Source organism: Geobacillus zalihae (assembly GCF_030414215.1).
Taxonomy (GTDB): Bacteria; Bacillota; Bacilli; order Bacillales; family Anoxybacillaceae; genus Geobacillus; species Geobacillus zalihae.
In genome coordinates this window covers 2,959,958-2,985,695 of the sequence record NZ_CP129217.1, presented here as the reverse complement: position 1 = coordinate 2,985,695, position 25,738 = coordinate 2,959,958, and the positions used below count along the sequence as shown (strand labels likewise).

Below are 25,738 nucleotides of genomic sequence, written 5' to 3'. Positions count from 1 at the left end.
TGCCTCGTCATTCGCCTTCGTTGTACGGAAACTGTTCACTCTGATGCGGATCGTCGTGCGGCGGGTGGGCGGCTGGGTCGCGCCTTGGAATGTTTTGGTGGAACGATTTAAACTCGTAGTTGAAGGCGCTGTAATGCCGCTGGCCTTCCTTCCAAGGCGTGCTTTTGTTTTCGACCGGCGCGTCGTCGCGGCGCGGCGAGCCGTACGGCCCTTCTGGGAACTCTTCGGCGGTCAAGAAATTGCGCTGTTTCTCGACGATGGAAAAATCGGCGTATGTTTCCCGTTCCGCCATTCGTCTCACCTTCCTTCGTTCGTGGGCTGTTTCATAAGATGCCCGAAACCGAGGAAGGTTATGAGAGATACTCCTCCAAAAAGGCGCGCAAATCGTTGGCATCTTGTTCATGAAGCTGGTAAGCGTGCTCGATATAGCCTGGCTCCTCCAAATCGTCGCGCCCGAGAATGGCAAAGCGGTTGCTTTGCAAATCGAGCACGAGCCACTTCCCGTAAAAACGATCCGTTTCGATGAGCGCCAAATCAAACCGCTGCCGCTCGCCGACAAAACTGACGAAGCGGACGGCCGCTTCGACGGTGTCGTCGTATAAATAAAACCGTTCGCCCATCATTTGAGCCCCTCCTGTTTTTTCGTCTATGTCCATCATAGCAGACAGGCGGCGAAAACGGGAGACAGAAAATCGCACAAAGGAACGAGGAGGGATGACGGATGTATTTTGTCGATCGCAAAAAACTGGAAGAAACACTCAGCTACATGGAACAAATGCTGGACCGTTACAAGGCCGAGAAGCGATGGGACGAGCCGCTTCGGCAATTGGCGCTCGAACGGATCGCTCATATCGTCATCGAGGCGGTGTTGGACGTCGGCAACGCCATGATCGATGGGTTTATTATGCGCGACCCAGGCAGCTACAACGACATCATCGACATTTTGGCTGACGAACAGGTGATCTCGCCGGCGGATGCTGACCGATTGAAAGCGTTCATTGCCCATCGGAAAATGCTTGTGCACGAATATGCGCGCGTCGATCACGCGAAATTGCTCGCCGATCTGAACGAACATTTGCCGGCGCTTGAGGCGTATCCGAAGGCGGTGCGCGCTTACCTTGAAAACGAGCTCGGCCCGGTGTCGGCGTTTCGCAATTGATGGCGGGAAAGGAGAGCGGATGCATTGAAACGATACAACGGCTACCTCATCGATTTGGACGGGACGATGTACCGCGGCACCGAATGCATCACTGAGGCGCGTACGTTTGTCAACGAGCTGCACCGCCGCGGCATTCCGTATTTGTTTGTCACGAACAATTCGTCGCGCACACCGGCGCAAGTGGCGGAAAAATTGCGTTCGTTCGGCGTGCCGGCGGAGGAGAAGCATGTGTTTACGACAAGCCAGGCGACGGCGAATTACATTTTTGAAAAGAAACCGGATGCTTCCGTGTATGTGATCGGTGAAGAAGGGCTCCAAACCGCCTTGGCGGACAAAGGATTCCGTTTGGCCGGCGAAGATGCGGATGTCGTCGTCATCGGGATTGACCGGCAAATTACATACGAAAAGTTCGCTGTCGCTTGTCTCGCTGTCCGAAATGGAGCGATGTTCATCTCAACCAACGGCGACATCGCTTTGCCGACGGAGCGGGGGCTTTTGCCGGGCAACGGGGCGCTGACGTCGGTCGTCGCCGTATCGACGCAGGTGAAGCCGACATTTATCGGCAAGCCGGAAAAAATCATTATGGAGCAGGCGCTCAAAGTGCTCGGCGTCCCGAAGGAGGACGTGCTGATGATCGGCGACTATTATGAAACCGACATTTTAGCCGGCATGAACGCTGGCATCGATACGCTTTTAGTCCATACGGGCGTTACGACAAAAGAAATGCTCGCCCGCTACGAACGGATGCCGACGTATACGGCCGATTCGCTTTTGGAATGGCTTGACCGCTTGTAAACAACGCCGCTTTGCCTTTTTTGGCAAAGCGGCGTTTCATGTTGCTCGGCGCGGATGGAGGGCGCGCATGGGCGGCGCCGGCGTTACTCCGCATTGGCGGCCCGATGCGCCAGGCGGCTTGACGCCGCCGCGGCGATGGCCCCGACAATGTCGTCCAAAAACGTGTTGCATTTTCCGGTCGATTTATCATTTAAATATTGCAAAATGCCCGGTTTTTGCTTATCGATATATCCGTAGTTCGTAAACCCGATCGATCCGTACACATTGACGATTGACAGCGCCAAAATTTCGTCGACGCCATACAGCCCTTCATCGCGGCGGATGATCGACTGCAGCGGTTCATCGAGCCGACCGTCTTCGGCGAGTTTATCCAATTGGATGCCGGTTAGAATCGCATTTTGCACTTCGCGTTTCGAAATGACGCGGTTGACGTTTTCGATGCACTCCTCCATCGTTAAATCGGGATGATATTTTGATTGCAAGTAATAAACGAGCTCCGCAATTTTTTCCACGGTCACCCCCCGTTCCTCAAGCCAGCGCCGAGCCGTTTGTTCCAGATTGTTCATAATGAATTCGCTCATGAACTTCACCTGTTTCTTTTAGAAAGTCGTTTTCTATATATATGTATCATGTCATAAATCAGTCCGTCATATAAAGAAAAATGCTCATCGGCTTTTTTGGCGCCCGCTGTCATATATAAAAAGTAGCCCTCTTTTTCCGCGGCCATGCGCTGGCTGATCAGCATAGGCGCGTGAATGGGGCCGTTTCATGCTGGAGCGGAGGCGGAATCGGCTCATCGATGGGGCGGCGATGAGATGAAGGTGTGGAACGAGCGGAATGACTGGTTTCGGCAAAAAGGAAAAAGGAGGCGCGGCGATGGAAGAATGGGTGCGTGAACAGTATGGCATGCGCGTCGAGAGGTTGGAGCGAAGCGGACGGCATGCGGCCTTTTGGCATCGGCAGGAGCGTTTTTTGCTCGTTCCCGCCGATGGGCAAAGCGAAGCGGAAATGGAAGAGCGCCAGCAAATGAGCCGCTATTTGCGGGCAAAAGGAGTGGACGGCGTCGGAGAACTGGTCAAAACGACGTCCGGAACGTATATCGCTTCCTATAATGGACAGCCGTTGGCGCTCGTTCGCGCTCCGCTTCCGGCGGCTCGCTTTCGTTCGCTCGGAAGGGAATTGGCGGTGATGCATGAATGCGGGAGAACATGTCCATGGCCGATCGTCGCCTGCCGGCGCATCGGCCAATGGCGGGAGCTGTGGGCGAAGCGGATCGATCAAATGGAGGCGTTTTGGTCGAGCAAGCTCGCTTCCGGGCCGTCGTCGCTGTTTGATCGTCTGTTTATCGAATCGTTCCCGTATTATTTAGGCTTGGCGGAAAACGCGGTGCAATACGTGGCGGACACGGAGATTGACGAAGAACCAGGGCGCATCGATTACGCGGCATTTTGCCATGAGCGTCTCCCCGAGGCGAAGTGGGTTGGGGGGGGAGAAGCGAAGCTGCCGACCGACTGGGTGTATGACCATTGCGCCCGCGATTTGGCGGAATGGGTGCGCCATTTGTACGAAAAGAGCGGACTTGGCTGTCAGCGGGCGGTGCGGCAGTTTTTTCAAGAGTATGAACATGCGGCGCCGCTGTCGCCGTTTGCGTGGCGGCTTGTTTACGCCAGGTTGTTGTTTCCGCTTTCCTATTTTGAATGTGTCGAGGCATATTATATCGCTGTGGATGAGAGCGAACGGACAAGGCGGGAGGGGGAGTTGCGGCGCTTGCTCGATCGATCGCACGAGTACGAGCGGTTTTTGGCTTCGTTTGCCAAGATCGCCGGCATCTCGAACCGCATCCGCCTGCCGGCGGTCGAGTGGCTGCCGCCGGCGTAACGCAGGGAAGACAGCCTCCCGCTTTTTTTGGCCCAAACGAAAAAACGACCGCTTCCCTGCCGTTACACCCTAAGGACAACTTCCCGTTTTTTTTCGGCCAAAGTTGTGATAAGATTTAGAAAAAACGATGCAGGAGGCTGCACCATGACGAAGCCGTATGTATTCATTACGCGAAAATTGCCCGAGGACGTGGTCGCGCCGCTTTTGGCCATCGCTGAAGTAGAGATGTGGCCCCATGAAGATATGGCCGTGCCGCGCGATGTGCTCGTTAAAAAGGCGAAACGGGCGACGGCCATCTTGCCGATGGTGTCTGATCCGATCGATGAAGACGTCTTGTCCGCCGGTTCGGTGCTCCGAGTCGTCGCCAATATGGGCGTCGGCTATGACAACATTGACGTGCCGGCGGCAACAAAGCGCGGCATTCTCGTTTGCAATACACCCGATGTATTGACCGATACGACGGCCGATTTGACGTTTGCGCTTTTATTGGCCACCGCCCGCCGCCTCGTGGAAGCGGCTGAATTTTTGAAGGAAGGAAAATGGAAAAGCTGGAGCCCGTTTTTGCTTGCGGGCGCCGATGTCCATCATAAAACGATTGGCATCGTCGGCATGGGCAACATCGGGCAGGCCGTGGCGAAACGGGCGAAGGGGTTTGACATGAACGTGCTGTATCACAACCGCTCCCGCCGTCCGGAGGCGGAAGAGAAGCTGGGCGCCGTCTACCGCCCGTTTGCCGACTTGCTGGCGGAGAGCGATTTTGTCGTCTGCTTGACGCCGCTCACCTCCGAGACGCGCCATTTGTTCAACCGCGAGGCGTTCCGGCAAATGAAGAAGTCCGCGATTTTCATTAACGCGGCGCGCGGAGCGGTCGTCGATGAACAGGCGCTGTATGAGGCGCTAGTCGTCGGGGAGATCGCCGCGGCGGGATTGGATGTGTTTGAACACGAGCCGGTCGCGGCCGATCATCCGCTCGTTTCGCTTCCGAACGTCGTCGCCTTGCCGCATATCGGCAGCGCCACGTACGAAACGCGGCGCGCCATGATGACGTTGGCGCGCGACAACATCATCGCCGTGCTCGAAGGACGGCCGCCGTTGACGCCGGTAAACCGGATCTCGTAAAAATTTTCATTGCCAAATGGCCGATCGTCTTTTATAATGTCTACTATAAAAATACAAATGTCTACTGTGCGTAAACAGAAGGGGCGGGAATCATGGAAAAACCAATTTTGGTCGGATTGTTAGGATTAGGAACGGTCGGGAGCGGCGTAGTCAAAATTATTGAAAACCATCAGGAAAAGTTGATGCATCAGGTTGGCTGCCCGGTGAAGGTGAAAAAAATCCTTGTCCGGGATGTACAGAAACCGCGTGATGTCGCCGTTGACCCGTCGCTCCTTACGACGAGTGCGGCTGAGGTGATTGACGATCCGGACATTGATGTCATCATCGAAGTGATGGGCGGCATTGAGGAGACAAAAGAGTGGCTGTTGCGGGCGCTGCGCCAAGGGAAGCATGTCGTGACCGCCAATAAAGACTTAATGGCCGTCTACGGGTCGGAGCTGCTTCGGGCGGCGGCGGAATACCGCTGCGATTTGTTTTATGAAGCGAGCGTCGCCGGCGGCATTCCGATTTTGCGCAGCTTGGTCGACGGCTTGGCGTCGGACCGGATTACGAAGCTCATGGGCATTGTGAACGGGACGACGAACTACATTTTGACGAAAATGTCGCAAAACGGCGCTTCCTATGAGGACGTGCTCGCCGAAGCGCAGGCGCTCGGGTTTGCGGAAGCCGATCCGACGTCAGACGTCGAAGGGCTGGATGCGGCGCGGAAAATGGCGATTTTGGCCCGCCTGGGCTTTTCAATGGACATCGACTTGGACGATGTGCAAGTGAAAGGCATCACCCAAGTGACGGAGGAAGACTTGAACTACGGGAAGCGGCTCGGCTACACGATGAAATTGATCGGCATCGCCCAGCGCGACGGGCAGAAGGTCGAGGTGAGCGTCCAGCCGACGTTTTTGCCGGATTCGCATCCGTTGGCGTCCGTGCACAACGAATACAATGCGGTGTACGTATACGGCGAAGCGGTCGGAGAGACGATGTTTTACGGGCCGGGGGCCGGGAGCTTGCCGACGGCCACGGCGGTTGTCTCCGACTTGGTCGCGGTGATGAAAAATATGCGCCTTGGCGTCAACGGCCGCTATGCCGTCGCGCCGCAATATGAAAAGCAGTTGAAGACTCCGGCGGAAATTTTCTCGAAATACTTTTTGCGCATTCACGTCAAAGACCAGGTCGGCGCGTTTGCCAAAATTACGACGCTGTTTTCCGAGCGCGGGGTGAGCTTTGAGAAAATTTTGCAATTGCCGCTGAAAGAGGATGGCCTAGCGGAAATCGTCATCGTCACGCATGACGCCTCGCAGCAAGACTACGAAGACATTTTGCAGCAGCTCGGCGATTTGGAAATCGTCGAACGGGTGCAAAGCTCGTATCGAGTGGAAGGAGAGAAACGGTAATGGCATGGAAAGGGCTGCTTGACGCCTACGGCGATTTTTTGCCGCTCTCTGCGGCGACGCCGAGGCTGTCGCTTTGCGAAGGGAATACGCCGCTCATCCCGCTGCCGCGCTTGTCGGAGGAGCTCGGCATTGCGCTCTATGTCAAGGTCGAAGGGGCGAATCCGACCGGTTCGTTTAAAGACCGCGGCATGGTGATGGCGGTGGCCAAGGCGAAAGAGGAAGGAAGCCATACGATCATCTGCGCCTCAACCGGCAATACATCGGCTTCAGCGGCCGCCTATGCGGCGCGCGCCGGCATGCGCTGCCTCGTCGTCGTTCCGAACGGCAAGATCGCTCTCGGCAAGTTGGCGCAAGCCGCCATGTATGGCGCGGAAATTTTTGCGATTGACGGCAACTTTGACGAGGCGCTGAAGATGGTGCGCCGGTTGAGCGAAACGGCGCCGATTACGCTCGTCAACTCGGTCAATCCGTACCGGATCGAAGGGCAAAAAACGGCGGCGTTTGAAGTGTGCGACCAGCTTGGGCGCGCCCCGGACGTGCTCGCCATTCCAGTCGGCAACGCCGGCAACATCACCGCCTATTGGAAAGGGTTTAAGGAGTACCATGAAGCGAAAGGAACGGGCCTGCCGCAAATGCGCGGCTTTGAAGCGGAAGGAGCGGCGGCGATCGTCCGCAACCGGGTGATTGAACAGCCGGAGACGGTGGCGACCGCGATCCGCATCGGCAATCCGGCGAGCTGGGACAAAGCGGTCGAGGCGGCGAGCGAGTCGCGCGGGAAAATTGATGAGGTGAGCGACGCAGAAATTTTGGCCGCCTACAAGCGGCTCGCCCGGACGGAAGGCATTTTTGCCGAACCGGCGTCATGCGCGGCGATCGCCGGGGTGATCAAGCAGCGCGAACGGAACGAAATCGAACGCGGCAGCCTCGTCGTCGCGGTTCTCACTGGCAACGGATTGAAAGACCCGGCCATCGCCTTGGAGACCGCGGCGATCGAACCGATCGTGCTGCCGAACGATGAACAAGTTGTCTTGGAGCATTTGCAAGGGGTTGTCCGGGCATGAAAGAAGACGAGATGTTGAAGATCGTCGTTCCGGGAAGCACGGCGAACCTAGGTCCAGGATTTGACTCGATTGGGCTCGCGGTCAATCGCTATTTGACGCTTGATGTCCGCTTGGCGGATGCGTGGTCGTTTGCGCCAAAGACAGCGGAAGTGAGCGGTATTCCGCGCGGGACGGACAATTTGGTGTACCAAGTGGCGGCGGAGACGGCGGACGTTTACGGCCGCCGGCTGCCAAGCTGTGCGGTCGATGTGTACAGCGACATTCCGTTTACGCGCGGGCTCGGGAGCAGCGCGGCGGCGGTCGTCGCCGGCATTGAGCTCGCCGACGCGCTGCTTGGGCTTCAGTTGCCGCGCGAGCAAAAGATGGAGTTGGCGACTCGATACGAAGGACATCCGGACAATGTCGGCGCCTCGTTGTACGGGGGGCTTGTCATCGGCTGCTGCCGCGAGGCGGGCGTGGATGTCGTCCATATTCCCGAATTGGATGTAGAGCTTGTCGCCATTATTCCCGAGTATGAACTGGAAACGAAAAAAGCGCGCGGGCAGCTGCCGGAACAATGGACGAGAGAGAGGGCGGTCGAGGCGAGCGCCGTCAGCAACGTTCTCGTCGCCGCGTTGCTCACGAAAAACTGGAAGCTTGCCGGCCGGATGATGGCCGCCGATCTGTTCCATCAGCCGTATCGGAGACAGCTCGTTCCGGAACTCGAGCGGGCCGAGGCGCTCGCTCTTGAATACGGAGCGATCGGTGCAGCGCTGAGCGGAGCGGGGCCGACGGTGCTCGTCTTTGCCGAACCGGGCCAAGGAGAGCGGCTCGCGCGCCGGCTGCGCCCGCATTTTCCGACGTGCGACATCGCGCGTCTTTCCGTCGAGCCGCGCGGCAGCTGCGTCTACAAGCTGGCGCTTGAAGCTTGAACCTTCTTGGGCGCCGGCGCGAACAGAAGTCCGTTCAGCGGCCTGGCCGTTTCGCCGCCGCGCTTGGGAGCGGGCGAACGATATGACGGTTTTCCTTGCACAATTGGAAGGAAACGAAAACGGAGAAGCGCCCGATCAGGCGGGTTGTGGCTGCCCATCAAAAGCCTCCCCGTCGGCTCGCCGCCCCGCTGGCGATAAAAAAATCCGAACAGCGGCCGCTGTTCGGATTTTTCATATTAAAACACTTGTTCCACTTCGACGACGCCCGGCACTTCTTCAAACAAGGCGCGCTCAATTCCGGCTTTGAGCGTAATCGTCGAGCTCGGGCAGCTGCCGCACGCGCCGAGGAGGCGAAGTTTCACGACGCCGTCTTCGACATCGACGAGTTCGCAGTCGCCGCCGTCGCGAAGCAGGAACGGACGCAGTTTATCCAACACTTCTTGCACTTGTTCTTTGATTTCTTGATCCGTCATTTCCATCGACTCCTTTCCTTAGTTTTTATTATAATCATGGTGACAAAAAAAATCTAATGATAAATTTTGCTTTTGCAAAGGGTGACAACGATGACATTCAAGCCGGTTGAAATTTGTGTGTACGGGGCTGACGTCATTTGCCCGGCATGCGTGCAGCTGCCGTCGTCGAAAGAAACGTACGAGTGGCTCGAGGCCGCGCTGCGCCGCAAGTATCCGGATCAGCCGTTTGTGATGACGTACGTCGACATTTTTGCGCCGCCGGCCGATGACGAGGAGAAGCGGGAGCTCGCGCAGACGATCGTCGAAGAAGATTGGGTGTACCCGGTCGTGGTGATCGAAGGAAACGTCGTCGCCGAAGGCAACCCGCGGCTCAAGGCGATTTGTGCAGAAATGGAAAAATTTGGGTATCAACCGTCGGCGCCGGAAGGGAAAAAGGCGGAATGAACTCCGCCTTTTTCATCGAATAAGGGTCAGTTGTGCTATCAATACCCATGGTGATGCTTGTACATCCACAAAATGCCTGATTTCAACAAACGCGGCACCCGGCCGGTGAGCGGGCGGTCGGCGAGCAAGCCGAAGCCGTGCTTTTTGCCGAGCGAGCCGAGAATGCCTTTTAATTTGATCGGCGGGAATTCGCTCGGTGGTTCTTCTCCGTTCCACCGCTTTTGCAGCACTTGGACGATTTGCTCGGCTTGCGCTTCAGCGAGCTGGGCGCTCGGGGAATGCGGCAGGCTCGCACAGTCGCCGACGACGTAGGCGTTTTCATAGCCGGGGATGTGATGGCGCTTCGTCAGCACCACGCGGCCTTGCTTGTCCTTTTCGACATTCAGTTCGCGGACGACGCGGTTGGGCTGAATGCCGGCCGTCCAGACGATGACGTCGCACTTGACCGGCTCGTCGTGGTTGTACAAGACGCCAGGTTCGACTTTCGTGACGTTGGAGTTGCGGACGATTTCCACCTTGTGTTCAACGAACCATCCTTCCACATAATCGCTCAACCGTTTCGGAAACATCGGCAAAATGCGCTCACCGCGGTCAAACAGCTTAATGTGCAAGTCCGGACGGCTCTCCGCCAGTTCGCTGGCCAGTTCGACGCCGCTCAATCCCGCGCCGACGATGCCGACCGTCGCTTTCGGCGGCAAATTGTTCAGCGCTTCATAGGCGGCGCGCGCCTTATCGATCGACTGGATGCTGTACGTATGCGCCTCGGCGCCCGGCACCCCGTGGTATTTGTCTTCGCAGCCCAATCCGATCACGACATCATCGTAGCGGACGCTGCTCCCATCCTTTAAATGGACGAGCTGCTGGTCGAGATCAATCGAGACGACTTCGCCGAATTGGTACACAAGCTGCGGATGTTCCGGAAACGGGACGCGGATGTGATGGTCGCTGACCGTTCCCGCGGCCAAGGCGTAATATTCCGTTTTTAAACAATGGTACGGAACGCGGTCGATGAGGATAATATGAATGTCGTTTGGCAATTCGTCCGGGAGGAGGCGCTGCAAAATGCGCATATTGCCGTATCCTCCGCCAAGCAATACAAGTTGTCTCATCGTGAAAAATCCCCTTTTGTCGAGTTTCTAAAGCCGACAATGCCATAGAAAAGTATAACGAAATTGTGACAAAAGAACAATCATTTTTCCGCTTCCTTGATCGAACGAGCATGTCCATTGACGCCGCGCCGGAAAACCGCTACGATGGGAAGAGGAAGGTGAACCGCATATGATGTTGCCCATCATCGAATTTTGCATCAGCAACTTAGCCAGCGGGTCGTACAAAGCAATGGAAATGTTGGAAAAGGATCCGAACTTGGACATCATGGAATACAGTTGCTTAAGCTATTGCACACGCTGCGCGGAAACGCTGTTTGCGCTCGTCAACGGCGAGTTTGTCAGCGGCGAAACGCCCGAGCAGCTCGTGGAAAATATTTATCGGCATCTCGAGGAAAACCCAATGTTTTAACGAAAAAAGGAGGATGTCCGCGATGCGGCATCCTCTTCAATGTATAATGAAAAAACGGGGGATATTCCCATTGTGCCCAGGAGATGCCGCCATTATACATGCGAAGCGCAAAAAATGTTCAGGAGGGAGTCATGTGCGTTCTTTTTCGTTTACGAAAATGCACGGATTGGGTAATAGTTACATATACGTCGACTTGTTCCGCGAAACATTGCCCGAGGAGGAGCTGCCGGCGATCGCCCGCAGCGTCGCCGATGTCCACACAGGCATCGGCTCCGATGGCTTGATTCTCATTTGTCCATCGGAGAAAGCGCCACTCAAAATGCGCATTTTTAACAGCGACGGCTCGGAAGGGAAAAACTGCGGCAACGGCTTGCGCTGCGTGGCGAAATACGCGTACGAGCACGGCATCGTCCGCGACCGCACCTTTTTGATTGAAACGCTCTCCGGGGTTGTCGAAGCCCGTGTTGCAGTAGCAGATGGCGAAGTGACAAGCGTGACGGTCGATATGGGCGAGCCGCGCCTTGAGCGCAGCGCCATTCCGATGGTTGGACCAAAAGCGGAACGAGTCGTCGCCGAGCCGTTTGCCATCGCTGGGGGCGAATATGAAATGACGGCGGTGTCCATGGGCAACCCGCATGTGATCTTTTATGTCGACGACATCCGCCGTGCGCCGGTGACGACGCTTGGCCCGCTCGTCGAAAAAGATCCGCGCTTTCCGGAAGGGGTGAACGTCGAGTTTGTCGAAGTGGTGAACGAGCGCGAGCTTCATTTCCGCGTCTGGGAGCGCGGCTCCGGCGTGACGCAGGCGTGCGGGACCGGAGCGTGCGCGGCGGTCGTCGCTTCCGTGTTAAACGGCAAAACGGTGCGCGGGGAGGAAACGGTCGTCCATTTGGCCGGCGGCGATTTAACGATCGTATGGGGGCACGACGGGCGCGTGCGCATGACCGGTCCGGCGGAGACCGTGTGCACCGGCGTTTATTACTACCGAGGCGGGCGGAACGGTTGAGCACCGAAAGGCGAAGACGGTATACTATAAGGGAAGAGGGAGCCATTCAAGACGATTCGCCCTATCCGAGTCGTCGGGCGAATCGGTCGAAAAACGGCCAAGTTGTTTGGCCAGTGTCAACCGTTAAAGGAGGGATCATGGATGGCAGAGGCAGTTATTACGCTGACAGAAGCGGCAGCGTTTCAAATCAAAGATATGATGAAAGAGCAGGGAGAAGAGGGCGCGTACTTGCGCGTCGGCGTCCATGGCGGCGGCTGCAGCGGGTTGTCGTACGGCATGGGCTTTGACCATGAGCGGCGTGAGGATGACATCGAATTTGAGCAACACGGCATCAAAATTTTGGTGGACCGCGACAGCGCGCCGATTTTGCGCGGAACGGTCATCGACTATAAACAGTCGCTGCTTGGCGGCGGGTTTACGATCAACAATCCGAACGCCATTGCGACATGCGGCTGCGGCTCCTCGTTCCGCACAGCGACCAATGCCGGCACGCCGGAGCAATGCTAAGCAGGCGGGGTGACGTCCCATCTGCCTGGCAGAGGCAAACGGCCTGCCTTGCCGTGATCGTCGGGCTCTTGAGAAGGCCGGTTTTCGCCGCACGGCCGGTTGAAAACGCGGGCGTGTACCGACTGGCGAAATGTTGGAAGGGTGGTCTTTCCCTCACGAAATTGGGGAAAACGGCCGCGCTCCAACATCGGCCTTTTCGGGAGCGCCAAAGGAGGAGAAACGATGAAAGGACAAATCAATGTCATCTTGGCGCTTGTCTTGGCGCTCATTGTGGCGCTGCTGGCGGTGGCGAATGTCGAGCAGGTGACGATCCATTATTTAGTCGGCGAAACCCGCTTGCCGCTCATTATCGTCATTTTAGGTTCGGCCGTCCTTGGCGGCCTTGTCGTCGGCATGCTCGGATGGGTGCGTTTGTTCAGCCTGCGCCGGCAGGTGAAGCTGCTTGAGAGAGAGCGGGAGGAATGGACGAAAAACAAGGCTGGGAATACTGATGGCGAGTCGGTTTCGCTGGAGCGAGAGGGATGAGGCATGAGCATGGCGCCCCCAACAAAGAGGGGCGCCTTTTGCTTGAAAAACGGGTGTGGACGGGGCGGGCTATATGAATGGCTCCAATCAGTCGGGATGCGGCGTTAAGGCGAAATGCCGAGCGCCCCTTCGCTTCCGCTTGTTTTCCCGACGGAGCGCCATTAAAACAGCGATGTCGAGTGCGCCGGCTGCATCCGCGCCGTCGGGTCGATGTACGTTTTGGCGCTGCTGATGGCGATCGGCGCTTCGCCAAAGCCGCAGGCGATCAGCTTGATTTTCCCGTCGTACGTGCAAATGTCGCCCGCCGCATACACGCCGGGGATGTTCGTTTCCATCCGCGAGTTGACTTTGATCGCATTTTTTTCGATGTCAAGCCCCCAGTTTTTGATGGGGCCAAGCGAAGAAATAAAGCCGTAGTTGACAATGACGGCGTCGACATCGATCGTTTCTTTCGTTCCTTCTTTCACATGCTCGAGGATGACTTGGCGGATGGCGTGTTCATCGCCGACGAGTTCAACGGGCACAAACGGCGTTTTCACTTGCACGCTGGACTTCTTGAGCTGCTCGACGCTATGTTCATGGGCGCGGAATTTGTCGCGGCGATGCACAATCGTGACGCTTTGGGCGATCGGTTCGAGCATGAGCGACCAGTCAACAGCCGAGTCGCCGCCGCCGCAGACGAGCACGCGCTTTCCGGAAAACTGCCCCAAGTCGTTGATGAAGTAATGTAAGTTTTTTCCTTCATAGCGGGAAGCGCTTTCGATTTCGAGCCGACGCGGCTGAAAGGCGCCGTTTCCGGCGGTGATGATGACCGTTTTCGAATAATGGATTTGTTGATTGGTGATGAGTTTAAACGTTCCGTCCTCCTGCTTTTCAAGCGTGTCGACCGACTCGTTCAGGCAGACGGTCGGCGAAAATAGGTCCATCTGCTCTTTCAGCTGGTTGACAAGCTCTTGGGCGCGCACTTTCGGAAATCCGGCGACATCATATATGTATTTTTCCGGATATAACGCGGCCAGCTGCCCTCCAAGCTGCGGAAGGCTTTCGATAATTTTGACTTTCATTTGCCGCAAGCCGCCGTAAAACGCGGCAAACATCCCGGTCGGCCCGCCGCCGATGATCGTGACGTCATACATCGTGCGATCTTCTTTCATCAACATCCCTCCCTGCATGAAATGGATGGCTGCACAACTCTATCTTACCATAAATCGACGCTGTCCAAACGAAAGAAATTTTTTAGGACAAAACGGCGAAAAAAGTCTTGAAATGGGAAAGAAAAACGACTAATATGATGAGTGGAGAAATTGTTAACGTTTTGTGACAGTCTCCCGACATTTTTTTGGCAAGGAACGTGAAGTATTTCACAAATTTTGCTCAATAAAAACGGGGGCCGCAGCAAAAGCTATAAGAAACGTGTGGAAAAAAATTAAAAAGGGTGGAAGTGATTCAGGTGAGAAAGCCAAACGTTGTCATTTTAGGCGCTGGCTATGGCGGGTTGATGACGACCGTTCGCCTGCAAAAGCTCATCGGCGTGAACGAAGCGAACATTACGCTCGTCAACAAGCACGATTACCATTATGAGACGACATGGCTTCATGAGGCGTCGGCCGGGACGCTGCATCATGACCGTGTCCGCTATCCGATCCGCGATGTCATCGACCGGAACAAAGTGAAATTCATCCAAGATACGGTGACGAAAATCATTCCAAATGAAAAGAAAGTGCTGCTTGAAAACGGCGAGCTGACGTACGATTATCTCGTCATTGCCCTTGGGTTTGAATCAGAAACGTTCGGCATCAAAGGGTTGAAGGAATACGCATTTTCGATCGCCAATGTCGACGCCGCGCGGCAAATCCGCGAACATATCGAATACCAGTTTGCGACGTACAACGCGGAAGAGGAAAAGAAAGAGGAGCGATTGACGATCGTCGTCGGCGGGGCGGGATTTACCGGCATTGAATTTTTAGGCGAGCTCGCCAACCGGATGCCGGAGCTGTGCCGCGAGTATGACATCGACCCGCACAAAGTGCGCATCATTTGCGTGGAGGCGGCGCCCACGGCGCTGCCGGGCTTCGATCCGGAGCTCGTCGAGTACGCGGTCAGCCAGCTTGAGCGCAAAGGAGTCGAGTTTCGAATCGGCACGGCGATTAAGGAATGCACGCCGGATGGCATCATTGTCGCCAAAGGTGATGATGTCGAGGAAATTAAAGCCGGCACAGTCATTTGGGCGGCCGGCGTGCGCGGCAGCCGCGTCATCGAGGAATCTGGATTTGAAGCGGCGCGGGCGCGCATTAAAGTGGACCCGTACTTGCGTGTCCCGGGGCATGAAGACATTTTCGTCGTCGGCGACTGTTCGCTCGTGATTGATGAAGAAACGAACCGCCCGTATCCGCCGACGGCGCAAATCGCCATGCAAGAAGGCCAGCTGTGCGCGAAAAACTTGGCGGTGCTCATCCGTGGACAAGGGGAGCTGGAGCCGTTTAAGCCGGATATTAAAGGGACGGTTTGCTCGCTTGGCCATGATGATGCCATCGGCGTCGTGTTCGGCAAAAAGCTGTGGGGCGCCAAAGCGAGCTTCATGAAAAAAGTGATTGACAACCGCGCCCTGTATTTGATCGGCGGTTCGTCGCTTGTGATGAAAAAAGGCAAATTTAAATTTTTCTAATCGATCCAAAAAGCTCCCGTGATGGCGGGAGCTTTTTGCATGGCAACGAAACAGGGATCCGCCGCTCGATTGTCGAAATACAAACAGTGCATAACGATCGGGAGAAAAGGATGAGGACGATGGACAACAAACGAGGAAACGTTTGGATTGCGGCGGCCGGACTGGTCATAAACGAGAGCGGGGAATGGCTCGTTGTCAAGAAAAAATACAGCGGGCTAAAAGGCAAATGGTCGCTGCCGGCCGGGTTCGTAAAGCCGGGGGAAATGCTTGATGAGGCGGCGGTTCGGGAAGTGAAGGAAGAAACGGGGATCGACGCCGAACCGGTCGCGCTTCTTGGCTTGCGCACCGGCGTCATCGCTGGGGAGATCAGCGACAATATGGCGATTTTTCTGTTGCGCCCGCTCTCGCGCGACATCGTCGTGCAGACGGATGAGCTGTATGCCGCCGCGTTTTTCAGCAAAACGGCGCTTCAGAATGATCCGAACACATCAGGCTTGCTTCGCTATTTGTTGGCGCTCGAGCCGCTTGATTCCCTTTCGCTGCATGATGGACTCAATCCCGGCGATCCGTTCGGCTACACGAAATACCGCCTTTACTTTGAATCATCAAAATTGAAAGAATAGTCAAGAAAATAAAAGCGATCGAAAGATGTATCCGCTTACACGGACGAAAATGGGGGAGAATCGCCGTTTGTTTTTACAGAAAATTTTGATATATTAACAAAAAAGAAACGGAGGGGAACATCGATGACAAAAACATGGACCATAAACGACTGCCCGTACTGCGAGGGGCATGGATACGTTCAGCTGCTTTTGGGCGGATCGGAAACGTGCTACAGTTGCCAAGGAACCGGAAGCGATGGCGAAGAGGATGACGACCATTGACGTTCGTCTGAGGATATGAAACATCGTTTGGAAACAATCAGGCGATCATAAAGAAGAGAACGAACATTGACGGTCATCCGCCCGATCCAGTACACTGAAAACGGGTGTACGGGAGGTGAAGGGCGGATGCAAATGAGTTTGCCAGTCGTATTGATTTCGATGGTATTGTTTTTCGTTTTGTTTTTTGGCATTGGTTTTTTGTTGAACATGATTTTGCGCATGACGTGGATTTTGGCGGTCTGCTTTCCGTTGATTGCGGTTTTCATTATTGATGATGTGCCGTTGACGCGCTATTTCACCGCGCCGTCCGAGGCGTTCGCCGCGCTCGGCCGGAAGATCGCTTCGCTGGCGGCGGCGGATCTGTTGATTTTGTCAAGCGGCTTTGCCGGCGCTCTTTGCGCCGGATGGGCGATCCGCACGCTGCGGGCGAAAGGGTATCAAATGTTTTAAAGCGTCTCTGCCCTGCAGAGGCGTTTTTTTTTTGGCTTTTCGTCGGAAGCGGCGCGTGATTTTTTCAGAACATGCCCTTTTGCAGGGAAAATTGAGCAATGACTTCGGCATCCTTGCTCCGGAAACGATATCGCTTGTCCAGTATATGTTGCGGTGAGGACTCTTTTTGGCGGACAGGCTGATGATGGCGTTTGTGCGGAGCGGATGTGTCGGGCAATAGCCGTTGCCGAGGATGCTTGCGCCAAAGCCGTTCATCGACGTGGTGAAGCTGGCGGCTTGTTCGTTTTTTGCCGTCTTCGCAATGAATATTTCGATTTTGGATGGAGATAAATAGAGGTGTGAGAGGAGTTGAGAGCATTGAATGGATTTAGGCAGTTCGTGCGCCGAACCGCGATGACGCTGCTGTTTTTGGCGGCGCTCTTGGCGACATTCGAGTCCGTTTCCGGGGTTGACGCGAAGACGGTTCTCCATCCCTTTCCGAGCGCTTTATCGATGGATCATCAGCCCATTTGGGGAATGAAAGAGCTCGCGAAAAACGGGGGCCGCTCCGTTTTGCGGCTTGAGGATCATTTTGACTGGTCAAAATATCCATCCGTTGAAGTGGTCGCCACCGGCTATACAGCCGGCATTGAATCGACCGGGAAAACGCCCGATCACCCTGAGTATGGCATCACCTACTCCGGCGTCCGCGTCAAGCGCGACCTGTATTCGACGATTGCTGCCGATTTATCGATCTTTCCGATCGGCACGATTTTGTTCATCCCTGGATACGGATTCGGCGTCGTCGCCGACAAAGGCGGGGCGATCAAAGGCCATCGTCTTGATTTATATTACGAAACCGTGGAAGATGTCTATAAATATTGGGGAAAAAGGAAAGTGCAAGTTTACATTATCCAAAAAGGGGACGGCACGCTGTCGGAGGAAGAATTGACGCGGTTGAACGAGGATGAAACGATGCAAGTGTTCCGGCAGCAATATTTGGAATCGAAAAGCTGAAAAAGGGCTCCCGCCCGTCAGCGGCCAAGGAGCGGATCGCTGCCGTCAGCGGGAGGAAACAGCGCCGGATGCAAAAGCGGCGCCAATTTTTTTAATCCGACCAAGAGGCGCGGAGACGGCCGGCAATAGAGCGATTCTTCTAAAATGTGGATGTTCCCGGTGCGGACCGCCTCGGCCTGTTGGGCATTCGGGCGCGCCGTGACGGCTTTCGGGCTCATTTTTTTTGTCTGCACGCCGACCCAAACGAGCAAGATGTGCGACGGGTTGAGGGCGAGAACGTCTTCCCATTCCGTTTGAACGCTCGCTTCTGGAAGGTCGGCGAACACGTTGCGCCCGCCGGCGAGTTCGCTTAGTTCGCTCAGCCAGTTTGCCCCGCCCGGCGTGAAAATCGGCCGCGGCCACCATTCCCAATAGAGGCGGGCCGGCTCCGCCACCGTTGCGGCCCGCTCGCGGTATTCGCTGAGAAATGCGCGGTAGCGGCGGACGAGGTCGGCCGCTTTTTTCGTTTCGCCAAGCGCCTCGCCGAGCTGAAGGAGATCGTTGGCGATGTCCTCAAGTGAATTCGGCGCCAGGACAAGGTGCGGGAGCCCGCGCCGTTTGAGTTCCTCGACGTTGCGCTCCATGCCGGGCACGCTTAAAGAGGCGACGACCAGGTCAGGCTTGAGCGCCTCGACGCGGTCCATATCAATGTGCAAATCCGGCCCGACGTTTGGCAGCTGCTTCACCTCGGGCGGCCAGTCGGACGAATCGTCGACGGCGACGACATCGCCAAGGCGGCCGAGATAAGCGAGCAGCTCGGTGTTGCTTGGACATAAGGAAACGATTTTCAACGGCATCGGTCCTTTCTGCATCGGAGTATGGTTATCCATTCGCCCCATCCCGCCTTTTTCCCTCTTTCGCCCCCCTTGTTTTTAAATATGGCGAATTCATCCATTAGATGATCGAAATAATTGGCTTGTTTCGCTATAATGAAGACGGGAAGGCATAATCATAGAAAGGATGAGACGATGTTTACGGTAAAGCCATTGCCGTCTGTCGAAACGAACGAGGAAGCGTTGGTCATCGGCTTGTTTGAAGGGGGGCAGCCGTTTGCCGGCCTTGCCGGCGAGTATGACGCCCGCCTTGGCGGACAGCTGTCCGGACTGTGGAAGGAAGGCGACATTTCCGCGAAACGGGGGCGCATCGCCACCGTTCATCCATTTTTGCCGATGGGGGCGAAGCGGTTGTATTTCGTCGGTCTCGGCAAAAAAGAGGAGCTGACGTTTGCGCGGCTGCGCGAGGTGTTCGGCAAGCTGTTTCGCGCGTTGAAGCAGGCGAAGCGGACGAAAGCGGCGGTCGCGCTTGACACGTTTACGGCCGGGGACGTCGACGAAAACGAAGCCGCGCATGCGCTTGCCGAAGCGTATTATTTGGCGACGTATGAGTTCCCGGGATACAAGCAAAACAGGCGAGAGCGGGACTATGAGATGAAATCGCTCACCGTTTATACGGGGGCGGACGCAGCGGACATCGAGGCGAGCTTGTTCGTCGGTTCGGTGTACGGGAAGGCGACGAACTCGGCGCGCACGCTCGTCAACACGCCGGGGAATTTGCTGACGGCGTCCGATTTGGCGGATTATGCCGTAAAGCTCGCTGACCGATACGATTTTGACTATGAAATTTTGGAGAAAGAAGACATGGAGCGGCTCGGCATGGGAGCGCTGCTCGCGGTCAACCAAGGGTCGAAGCAGCCGCCGAAATTGATCGTGTTGAAATATCAAGGGAAAGAAAAATGGGAAGACGTGATCGCCCTCGTCGGCAAAGGGGTGACGTTCGACACAGGCGGCTACTGCCTGAAGCCGCGCGACAGCATGGTTGATATGAAAACGGATATGGCCGGCGCGGCGGCGGTGCTCGGGGCGATGGAAGCGATCGGCGAACTGCGGCCGGAACAAAACGTGCTCGCCGTCATCCCGGCGACTGACAATATGATCAGCGGCGAGGCGTTCAAACCGGATGATGTCATCACATCGCTGTCCGGAAAAACGATCGAAGTCCGCAACACGGACGCTGAAGGACGGCTCATTTTGGCCGATGCGGTGACTTATGCGAAACAGCACGGCGCCAGCTATATCATCGATGTCGCCACGCTGACAGGCGGAGTGATCGTCGCCCTTGGCACGGACAAAACAGGGGCGATGACGAACAACGAGGCGCTGTTTGAGCAGCTGCTGGAAGCATCGATGGAAACCGGGGAGTTCATTTGGCGGCTGCCGATCACCGAACACGACCGCGAGCGGGTGCGAAGCAGCAAAATCGCCGATTTGAACAACTCTCCGGGGCGCGAAGGGCACGCCATTATGGGCGGGGCGTTTATTGGCGAGTTTGCCGAAGACATCCCGTGGGTGCATTTGGACATTGCCGGCACGGCGACTGCAAAGAAAGATGGCGACCTCGGCCCGGCTGGGGCGACGGGTGTCATGGTGCGGACGCTCACCGCGTTTGTTGAACGGTTTGAATAAGCAAGACGCAAGCGGCGCTGCGATCGCCTAATTCAAGCAGGACGGGCTGAGCCGGCGGCCGCGCGATGTCGAATGGGAAAGCCGAAGCAAATGTGCATAGCTTCGGCTTTTGTTTGGCACGCTACATAATACATGGGCAGGAAAAGCGAACAAAATGTAAAGGTAATGTAAATTTCGTGTAAAATTTTTGATTGTCTTATTGTAAATGCTGTGTAAATTGCTACAATAAGTAGCGGTGATTTTCGATTTCTGAGATGGAGGGTGGCCTCAATGATCTTTTCCCCAAAAAAGGACGTTTTCTTCGACATGTTGTTTACGATTTCGGAAAATGTCAAGGAAGCAGCCCAATACTTTGTTGAGTATAAAATCCGAGGCGTGAGCGACTTGAAAGAATTCGCCCGCGTCATGAAAGAGTATGAACGGAAAGGCGATTCGTTCATCCATGAGCTTGTCGTCCAATTGAACAAAACGTTCATTACGCCGATTGAACGGGAGGACATCCATCAGCTGGCGATGAAAATGGATGATGTGCTTGATGGGTTTGAACAATGCTCCGCCCGGTTTGAAATGTTCTCATTCACGGACATTGACGAACATATGGTGAAGTTCTTCGACTATATTTACCAAAGCACGATCGAAATCGTTCATGCGCTCGAACTGCTGTCGCACAAAAAGTTGCTTGACATGCGCCAGCACGCCATTAAAATCAAGGATTACGAAACGAAATGCGACGAAATTTTGCGCGCTTCGATCAAAAACTTGTTTGTGACGCAAAAAGACCCGATTAAGCTCATCCAATACAAAGAGCTTTACGAAATGTTGGAAGAGATTGCTGACAGCTGTGAAGATGTCGCGAATACGCTCGAGACGATCATTATGCGCAACGCGTAAAAGGGGACGTTGTTTTTATGGATATGATTTTAGTCTTGACGATATTCATTGTGGTTTTCGCGTTGGCGTTTGACTTTATCAACGGCTTTCACGATACGGCCAACGCCATTGCCACATCGGTGTCGACAAGGGCGCTCACGCCGCGTCAAGCCATTATTTTGGCTGCGACGATGAACTTTATCGGCGCGCTCACCTTTACCGGCGTCGCAAAAACGATTACGAAAGACATTGTCGATCCATTCACCCTTGAGAACGGTTCTCTCGTCATTTTGGCAGCGCTGGTTGCTGCCATTGCCTGGAACTTAATTACGTGGTATTATGGCATTCCGAGCAGCTCGTCGCATGCACTCATCGGTTCGGTCGCTGGGGCAGCCATTTCCGCCGCTGGCTGGGATGTAATCCACTACCAAGGTTTTCTTAAAATTTTGGAATCATTGATTATTTCTCCATTTTTGGCGATGGGTGTTGGGTTTGTCATTATGAGTTTGTTTCGTTTCTTATTTAAAGACGCCAATTTAACAAGAACAACCAAAGGGTTTCGTCTATTTCAAGTTGTAACGGCTGCATTGCAGGCGTATACGCATGGAACGAATGACGCCCAAAAAACGATGGGCATCATTACGATGGCGCTGATCGCTGCCGAAATGCACCACTCAGATGTCGTGCCGGAATGGGTGCGCATTTCTGCCGCCTTAGCCATGGGATTGGGGACGGCTGTCGGCGGATGGAAGATCATCAAAACGGTCGGTGGAAAAATTATGAAAATCCGCCCTGTCAATGGGGCGGCAGCGGACTTATCCTCGGCGCTCGTCATTTTTTCCGCCACGTTGTTGCATTTGCCAGTCAGTACGACGCACGTCATTTCCTCGGCCATCATGGGGGTCGGCGCCGCCCAACGGGTGAAAGGCGTCAAATGGGGCGTCGCCCGCCGCATTGTCATGACGTGGATCATCACGTTGCCAATCTCCGCGCTCATTGCCGGATTTGTGTACCAAATTCTCCGGTTGTTTTTCTAACTTGAAAAAAGGGTGTCCCGATTTGTTGGGACACCCTTTTCTTATGGTTGTTAAGGGAAATTTCCCTTTTGAGTCAGGCTCTTTTCAGATTTAGGCCGCCGAACGGCCCGCGGCGGAAGAGCGTCCGATCGCCCGGCAAATCCTTGGGGCGATCAAGCCGGCTGCGATCGACAACAAAATGTCTTTCGGCAGCGGGGCAAGCATCCAGCCCCACACCATGCCGTACGAAAGTCCTTCGGGCGCGTCTGCCCATAGTTTGTACGCCATGTACATCCAGTTCGTGCCGATGACATAGTTGATGACCATGCCGACCAAGGCGGCGGTGATGAAACGGGCCTTGGACGCCGGCTGCGGGCCGCGGTTGATGATCCATCCGGTCGCATAAGCGGCAACGATAAAGGAAAGAATGAAGCCAAATGTCGGTTGGAAAATCATCGACAGTCCGCCGTTGAATTTGGCAAACACCGGCACGCCGGCGAGGCCGACGAGCATATACACAATCATGGCCACCGCACCGAGCCGCCGCCCTAACACCGCGCCGGCAAGGACGCAGAAAAACGTTTGCAGCGTAATGGGAACACCGCCGACGACCAAAAACGGCGCCCACGACGTAATGTTCGCCCCGATCGCCATCAAGGCGACGAACATGGCGGCGAGCGTCATGTCAATCGGTCGAAGGGAACTCCGTCGTTCCATATGTAAACCCCCTTTTTTTGTCCGTTAACAAAATCGTACCGAACAACCGCTAGGCTGTCAATTCTCTTTTTTTGGCGGATGATCAAACGGCTTGGGGGGATGATAAAGAAAAAACGACTCCTCGAGCGCTTCATGTGGACAACGCGGCGAGGAGCGTGAAAGGAGGTCTTGGCCATGGATTGGTTCGTGCCGGATGAGGAGCTGAAACGGGCGAGCAAAATCGGAGCGAACGAAGACATCATTCATACGAGCAAAAATGACGAGGGCTACGATTTGCGCACCCCGGCGGAAATCGGGGCTCGGCAGCCGACGGATGAAAACGGCAATGCGTGAAAGAAGGGGCGCGGATGGACGGATAAGAAAATCGTCTTGGTCCGGAAAGATCGAGCGAAAAAAGAGGAAGATGGCCGTCTCCCCATCGTGTTCCCTTAGAGTGGTTTCGTCGTTCTGATAAAATGCTGCGGGCTCGAATGCTGTACTCGCTTTTCAGTGTTTTTTCGGCATGAAAGGAATAGCAGGAAACGAATGGATTGATTTTTATGAATAAATGCCTATTTTTGATATGGTAATAAAGTTCCTTTTTTTTTTTTTTTTATTTACAGTAAAATTTTAATTGTAAATATATAGTTGTTTTACCATAACATGTTCTTGTTAAACGATTGAGAATGAGGGGGTGGTGAAAAAAGGTGGTAAACTAAATTATTTTAGAATCAAAAAGTACTGGATTTGGTTTCTTTTTTATTAAATCACGAGCCTTCTAGAAAGACGTTGATATGATACAAAAGAAAGTCAAAAACGGGTTCTTCTTCATGGAATTGATTAAGGAGAATCTTTATGACCAAGAGAATAAAGTTTATACTGTTCACCTTGTTCTTTTCTCCGTCATTATTTCTGATTAACTATTATCAAAGCATAAACATGAAAAAGGACGAATATCCGGATTATATCTTTTGGACTCTCTATTTGTTGGTCGTCGTTTGCTTGACGGTCATCTGCCGATCGGTTCGACAAATCCTCTTTAGTGTTGTTTGCATGTCTGCCGTTTCTGTTGGCCTTGGATATTGGCTGATTGAGAAAAATGAAAGCATTCGATATTTTTACAACCTTGGGATTCCCACAACGTTTATTGGCCTTTCGCTGCTTGTTCACGTCATTCCGCTATTCGTCTGTTTGTTCCGTTCTCTATATACATGCACTTTAAAGTAATGACTTCTGTATGAACACCTTTTTTCATGGCTATATGGATGCATTATAGTCAAGAAACATTAGTTAATCATTGGGGGAATGATTGATGAGGAAAATACTTTATTTGATCATTGCTATGAGTTTATTTTTTATACCATTTAATGTTTCAATAGCAGGCGCTGAAACACAATCAGATCAGGAGGGAAAAGAGGAAGCATTAACAACAGTGGAAGATATATATAGAACTTCGTATAAAGGAGTTGAAATTATTATTAATTCCTCTAACAGTATGATTACACCTGAAAAAATGATCATTGCGAAGAAAGTGATTGATTCAGAATTATTGAATACATCACATGCTTTTATTTTAAACAGCAACCAAGTGAAGCCTCAAGTGATCCCTAACCCAGGAGATGGAACGGTTATCGGAACTAGATATTATTCTTTTGATAACGATACCGCTAAATTTGTAAGCAGTGTATTAAAAACAGGATTAACTGCTATCGCTACATTAGCTGGATATACGTTTGGCCCTGGAGCGGCAACAACCATTGCTTCGATTTGTACATTGGCAGGGGAATATATTAATCTAAAACCATACTGGACAACAGTGAAAATCATACGATATTACAGTGATTATTATGATCAGTATATATATGACGCGTATCACTTTGTCTATAGCGACAGCAAGCGCACCAATCTGAAAAAAGTATTTATTTCCGACGATATGATCAAAACGACGGGCAATGTATTGGATACATTCTGATAGAAGGAGAATCTATTGTCCATGAATCGAAAAAAAAGATTTGTCTTAGCTCTCGCCGTGCTGATGGTCATATTCTTTTTCGTCTACATGTTTGAAGAACAAGTGCTGCGCTTTCTAGACTATAAGGTGGTCAAGATGACGATGTTGATTTCGTTGATCACGATCATTGTCGGGGATCTCATTTATCGACCTAGGTGAGCGGATGCGCAAAGTGAATGGAAGGGGACGCCGGGCGTTGGTGCCCGGCAAGTTTGTTTAGGAGCCAGACGGCGATGGGACGATCGCTGTCTTTTTTTGGTTCACGAAGGTCGGCGGCGAGAACCGTTTTGGTGTGAAAGGAGCTTCTGGCCCAGCAAGGCGCCAACGACAACACCGCTTCCAGCGCCGTGCATCGTCTGGAAGCGGCGCTGTCGCGCCGGATGCGACCGTCGTGAACAGATGTTGGCAGCCGCCAAAGCGGCGAATGCGAAGAGAGAAGGCTGCTTGACGGCCGTTTTTTCCTTTTCGCCCGCCGCCGCGATGGCGAAGGCTATCCGTGAAAAGGCGAAAACACGTTCCAGCGCAAGCCGATGGCAAGCTGGCAGCACGGGAACGAACCGGGCGGCGGCGACAACGTCAGGCGGATGCCGTCGGGGTTAAAATACACCTCGGTTTGCGAGCGGATGCCAAGCGAGCGGATGAGGCGTTTCACTTCTTCCGTTTTTCCTTCTTGGGCGGCCGACATGACCGAGGCCGCGAACGAACGGGACTCGGCCAGTTTTTTCAAAACGGTGGCAGCATCGTTCATCAGCGTCTGCGCCGTAGTGGCGGACTGGGAAAAGAGCGCCGGGTCGATCGGAGGGTACGGGCCGGCCGGCATCCGCGGGAACGGGGTGAACATGGCTGCTTGCGCCTCCTTTCC

General features: G+C 54.1%; 32 protein-coding genes. 23 read left to right on the top strand and 9 right to left on the bottom strand.

The window, feature by feature from the left end; genetic code table 11:
- Window positions 1–7: 7 nt before the first annotated feature.
- Together QWV57_RS15115 and QWV57_RS15110 are read right to left on the bottom strand one after the other, a co-directional pair.
- Entirely contained in the window at window positions 8–292 is a 285-nt protein-coding gene (locus tag QWV57_RS15115; protein WP_047758248.1) for a hypothetical protein, read from the bottom strand.
- A 58-nt stretch (window positions 293–350) separates the two neighbouring features.
- Window positions 351–623 (bottom strand): DUF3055 domain-containing protein, encoded by a 273-nt coding sequence (locus QWV57_RS15110; protein ID WP_011232440.1) that lies wholly within the window; start codon window positions 621–623, stop codon window positions 351–353.
- A gap of 98 nt (window positions 624–721) precedes the next feature.
- Between QWV57_RS15110 and hepT the strand changes: the two genes are divergently transcribed.
- Window positions 722–1,159, top strand: a complete 438-nt coding sequence (hepT, locus tag QWV57_RS15105) for a type VII toxin-antitoxin system HepT family RNase toxin (protein ID WP_047758247.1) — start codon at window positions 722–724, stop codon at window positions 1,157–1,159.
- Window positions 1,160–1,183: 24 nt separating this feature from the next.
- On the top strand, window positions 1,184–1,954 hold the full coding sequence (locus QWV57_RS15100; protein ID WP_020753752.1) for a TIGR01457 family HAD-type hydrolase: 771 nt from the start codon (window positions 1,184–1,186) through the stop codon (window positions 1,952–1,954).
- Window positions 1,955–2,037: 83 nt separating this feature from the next.
- Here the strand turns inward: QWV57_RS15100 and QWV57_RS15095 are convergent, their stop codons facing one another.
- Window positions 2,038–2,535 carry a phosphatidylglycerophosphatase A family protein gene (locus QWV57_RS15095; protein ID WP_011232437.1) on the bottom strand — a complete coding sequence of 166 codons (498 nt, stop codon included), beginning with the start codon at window positions 2,533–2,535 and terminating at the stop codon, window positions 2,038–2,040.
- Window positions 2,536–2,830: 295 nt separating this feature from the next.
- On the opposite strand from QWV57_RS15095, the gene yutH reads away from it, so the two are divergent.
- The 5 genes from yutH (at window position 2,831) to thrB (ending at window position 8,314) form a co-directional block, all read left to right on the top strand.
- Complete coding sequence (gene yutH / locus QWV57_RS15090; RefSeq protein WP_020753747.1) at window positions 2,831–3,832, top strand: spore coat putative kinase YutH; 1,002 nt, start codon at window positions 2,831–2,833, stop codon at window positions 3,830–3,832.
- Between the two features lie 144 nt (window positions 3,833–3,976).
- Entirely contained in the window at window positions 3,977–4,951 is a 975-nt protein-coding gene (locus tag QWV57_RS15085) for a 2-hydroxyacid dehydrogenase (RefSeq protein ID WP_060788233.1), read from the top strand.
- 92 nt (window positions 4,952–5,043) lie between these two features.
- Complete coding sequence (locus tag QWV57_RS15080) at window positions 5,044–6,342, top strand: homoserine dehydrogenase (protein ID WP_060788232.1); 1,299 nt, start codon at window positions 5,044–5,046, stop codon at window positions 6,340–6,342.
- The gene (gene thrC / locus QWV57_RS15075) at window positions 6,342–7,403 is read left to right on the top strand and encodes a threonine synthase (RefSeq protein WP_011232433.1); all 1,062 of its coding nucleotides are present in this window, start codon (window positions 6,342–6,344) and stop codon (window positions 7,401–7,403) included. The genes QWV57_RS15080 and thrC overlap by 1 nt, the downstream gene beginning before the upstream one ends.
- Window positions 7,400–8,314 carry a homoserine kinase gene (gene thrB / locus QWV57_RS15070; protein ID WP_020753743.1) on the top strand — a complete coding sequence of 305 codons (915 nt, stop codon included), beginning with the start codon at window positions 7,400–7,402 and terminating at the stop codon, window positions 8,312–8,314. The genes thrC and thrB overlap by 4 nt, the downstream gene beginning before the upstream one ends.
- 236 nt (window positions 8,315–8,550) lie before the next feature.
- On the opposite strand, the gene QWV57_RS15065 is transcribed toward thrB, so the two are convergent.
- Window positions 8,551–8,793 carry a NifU family protein gene (locus QWV57_RS15065; RefSeq protein WP_011232431.1) on the bottom strand — a complete coding sequence of 81 codons (243 nt, stop codon included), beginning with the start codon at window positions 8,791–8,793 and terminating at the stop codon, window positions 8,551–8,553.
- Between the two features lie 84 nt (window positions 8,794–8,877).
- Between QWV57_RS15065 and QWV57_RS15060 the strand changes: the two genes are divergently transcribed.
- On the top strand, window positions 8,878–9,231 hold the full coding sequence (locus QWV57_RS15060) for a YuzD family protein (RefSeq protein ID WP_015375727.1): 354 nt from the start codon (window positions 8,878–8,880) through the stop codon (window positions 9,229–9,231).
- Window positions 9,232–9,269: 38 nt separating this feature from the next.
- On the opposite strand, the gene QWV57_RS15055 is transcribed toward QWV57_RS15060, so the two are convergent.
- Window positions 9,270–10,340, bottom strand: a complete 1,071-nt coding sequence (locus tag QWV57_RS15055; RefSeq protein WP_011232429.1) for an NAD(P)/FAD-dependent oxidoreductase — start codon at window positions 10,338–10,340, stop codon at window positions 9,270–9,272.
- A gap of 169 nt (window positions 10,341–10,509) precedes the next feature.
- Here QWV57_RS15055 and QWV57_RS15050 point away from each other — a divergent pair, with 169 nt between their 5' ends.
- The 4 genes from QWV57_RS15050 to QWV57_RS15035 all read left to right on the top strand — a co-directional run bounded on the left by QWV57_RS15050 (window position 10,510) and on the right by QWV57_RS15035 (window position 12,787).
- Window positions 10,510–10,749 (top strand): YuzB family protein, encoded by a 240-nt coding sequence (locus QWV57_RS15050; protein WP_013144336.1) that lies wholly within the window; start codon window positions 10,510–10,512, stop codon window positions 10,747–10,749.
- 133 nt (window positions 10,750–10,882) lie between these two features.
- Complete coding sequence (dapF, locus tag QWV57_RS15045; RefSeq protein ID WP_301100045.1) at window positions 10,883–11,755, top strand: diaminopimelate epimerase; 873 nt, start codon at window positions 10,883–10,885, stop codon at window positions 11,753–11,755.
- A gap of 141 nt (window positions 11,756–11,896) precedes the next feature.
- Window positions 11,897–12,262, top strand: coding sequence for a HesB/IscA family protein (locus QWV57_RS15040; RefSeq protein ID WP_060788229.1), 366 nt, complete (start codon window positions 11,897–11,899; stop codon window positions 12,260–12,262).
- Between the two features lie 222 nt (window positions 12,263–12,484).
- On the top strand, window positions 12,485–12,787 hold the full coding sequence (locus tag QWV57_RS15035; protein WP_011232425.1) for a LapA family protein: 303 nt from the start codon (window positions 12,485–12,487) through the stop codon (window positions 12,785–12,787).
- Window positions 12,788–12,948: 161 nt separating this feature from the next.
- On the opposite strand, the gene QWV57_RS15030 is transcribed toward QWV57_RS15035, so the two are convergent.
- A complete protein-coding gene (locus QWV57_RS15030; protein ID WP_301100044.1) occupies window positions 12,949–13,947 on the bottom strand; it encodes an NAD(P)/FAD-dependent oxidoreductase in 999 nt (332 codons plus the stop codon).
- A gap of 281 nt (window positions 13,948–14,228) precedes the next feature.
- On the opposite strand from QWV57_RS15030, the gene QWV57_RS15025 reads away from it, so the two are divergent.
- The 5 genes from QWV57_RS15025 (at window position 14,229) to spsC (ending at window position 17,782) form a co-directional block, all read left to right on the top strand.
- On the top strand, window positions 14,229–15,452 hold the full coding sequence (locus tag QWV57_RS15025) for an NAD(P)/FAD-dependent oxidoreductase (RefSeq protein WP_033006735.1): 1,224 nt from the start codon (window positions 14,229–14,231) through the stop codon (window positions 15,450–15,452).
- Between the two features lie 119 nt (window positions 15,453–15,571).
- The gene (locus QWV57_RS15020; RefSeq protein WP_041468194.1) at window positions 15,572–16,075 is read left to right on the top strand and encodes an NUDIX domain-containing protein; all 504 of its coding nucleotides are present in this window, start codon (window positions 15,572–15,574) and stop codon (window positions 16,073–16,075) included.
- Window positions 16,076–16,198: 123 nt separating this feature from the next.
- The gene (locus tag QWV57_RS15015; RefSeq protein WP_013144343.1) at window positions 16,199–16,336 is read left to right on the top strand and encodes a YuiA family protein; all 138 of its coding nucleotides are present in this window, start codon (window positions 16,199–16,201) and stop codon (window positions 16,334–16,336) included.
- 126 nt (window positions 16,337–16,462) lie between these two features.
- Window positions 16,463–16,786 (top strand): YuiB family protein, encoded by a 324-nt coding sequence (locus QWV57_RS15010; RefSeq protein ID WP_013144344.1) that lies wholly within the window; start codon window positions 16,463–16,465, stop codon window positions 16,784–16,786.
- A 357-nt stretch (window positions 16,787–17,143) separates the two neighbouring features.
- The gene (spsC, locus tag QWV57_RS15005) at window positions 17,144–17,782 is read left to right on the top strand and encodes a stationary phase survival protein SpsC (protein WP_301102121.1); all 639 of its coding nucleotides are present in this window, start codon (window positions 17,144–17,146) and stop codon (window positions 17,780–17,782) included.
- A 17-nt stretch (window positions 17,783–17,799) separates the two neighbouring features.
- Here the strand turns inward: spsC and QWV57_RS15000 are convergent, their stop codons facing one another.
- A complete protein-coding gene (locus QWV57_RS15000) occupies window positions 17,800–18,612 on the bottom strand; it encodes a cobalamin-binding protein (protein ID WP_301102119.1) in 813 nt (270 codons plus the stop codon).
- A gap of 177 nt (window positions 18,613–18,789) precedes the next feature.
- On the opposite strand from QWV57_RS15000, the gene QWV57_RS14995 reads away from it, so the two are divergent.
- The 3 genes from QWV57_RS14995 (at window position 18,790) to QWV57_RS14985 (ending at window position 22,190) form a co-directional block, all read left to right on the top strand.
- On the top strand, window positions 18,790–20,283 hold the full coding sequence (locus QWV57_RS14995) for a leucyl aminopeptidase (RefSeq protein ID WP_033006733.1): 1,494 nt from the start codon (window positions 18,790–18,792) through the stop codon (window positions 20,281–20,283).
- 270 nt (window positions 20,284–20,553) lie between these two features.
- Window positions 20,554–21,174, top strand: a complete 621-nt coding sequence (locus tag QWV57_RS14990) for a DUF47 domain-containing protein (protein ID WP_033006732.1) — start codon at window positions 20,554–20,556, stop codon at window positions 21,172–21,174.
- Between the two features lie 17 nt (window positions 21,175–21,191).
- Window positions 21,192–22,190 (top strand): inorganic phosphate transporter, encoded by a 999-nt coding sequence (locus tag QWV57_RS14985; RefSeq protein ID WP_160270154.1) that lies wholly within the window; start codon window positions 21,192–21,194, stop codon window positions 22,188–22,190.
- A gap of 90 nt (window positions 22,191–22,280) precedes the next feature.
- On the opposite strand, the gene QWV57_RS14980 is transcribed toward QWV57_RS14985, so the two are convergent.
- Window positions 22,281–22,886 carry a biotin transporter BioY gene (locus tag QWV57_RS14980; protein ID WP_301100043.1) on the bottom strand — a complete coding sequence of 202 codons (606 nt, stop codon included), beginning with the start codon at window positions 22,884–22,886 and terminating at the stop codon, window positions 22,281–22,283.
- Between the two features lie 174 nt (window positions 22,887–23,060).
- Here QWV57_RS14980 and QWV57_RS14975 point away from each other — a divergent pair, with 174 nt between their 5' ends.
- From QWV57_RS14975 to QWV57_RS14965, 3 genes are all read left to right on the top strand, one after another.
- A complete protein-coding gene (locus QWV57_RS14975; protein WP_164832351.1) occupies window positions 23,061–23,219 on the top strand; it encodes a hypothetical protein in 159 nt (52 codons plus the stop codon).
- A gap of 958 nt (window positions 23,220–24,177) precedes the next feature.
- Window positions 24,178–24,837 carry a hypothetical protein gene (locus tag QWV57_RS14970; RefSeq protein ID WP_236658908.1) on the top strand — a complete coding sequence of 220 codons (660 nt, stop codon included), beginning with the start codon at window positions 24,178–24,180 and terminating at the stop codon, window positions 24,835–24,837.
- A 21-nt stretch (window positions 24,838–24,858) separates the two neighbouring features.
- A complete protein-coding gene (locus QWV57_RS14965) occupies window positions 24,859–25,035 on the top strand; it encodes a hypothetical protein (protein ID WP_164978008.1) in 177 nt (58 codons plus the stop codon).
- 331 nt (window positions 25,036–25,366) lie between these two features.
- On the opposite strand, the gene QWV57_RS14960 is transcribed toward QWV57_RS14965, so the two are convergent.
- Entirely contained in the window at window positions 25,367–25,717 is a 351-nt protein-coding gene (locus QWV57_RS14960; protein ID WP_020756145.1) for a YuzC family spore coat inner layer protein, read from the bottom strand.
- Window positions 25,718–25,738: the final 21 nt, after the last annotated feature.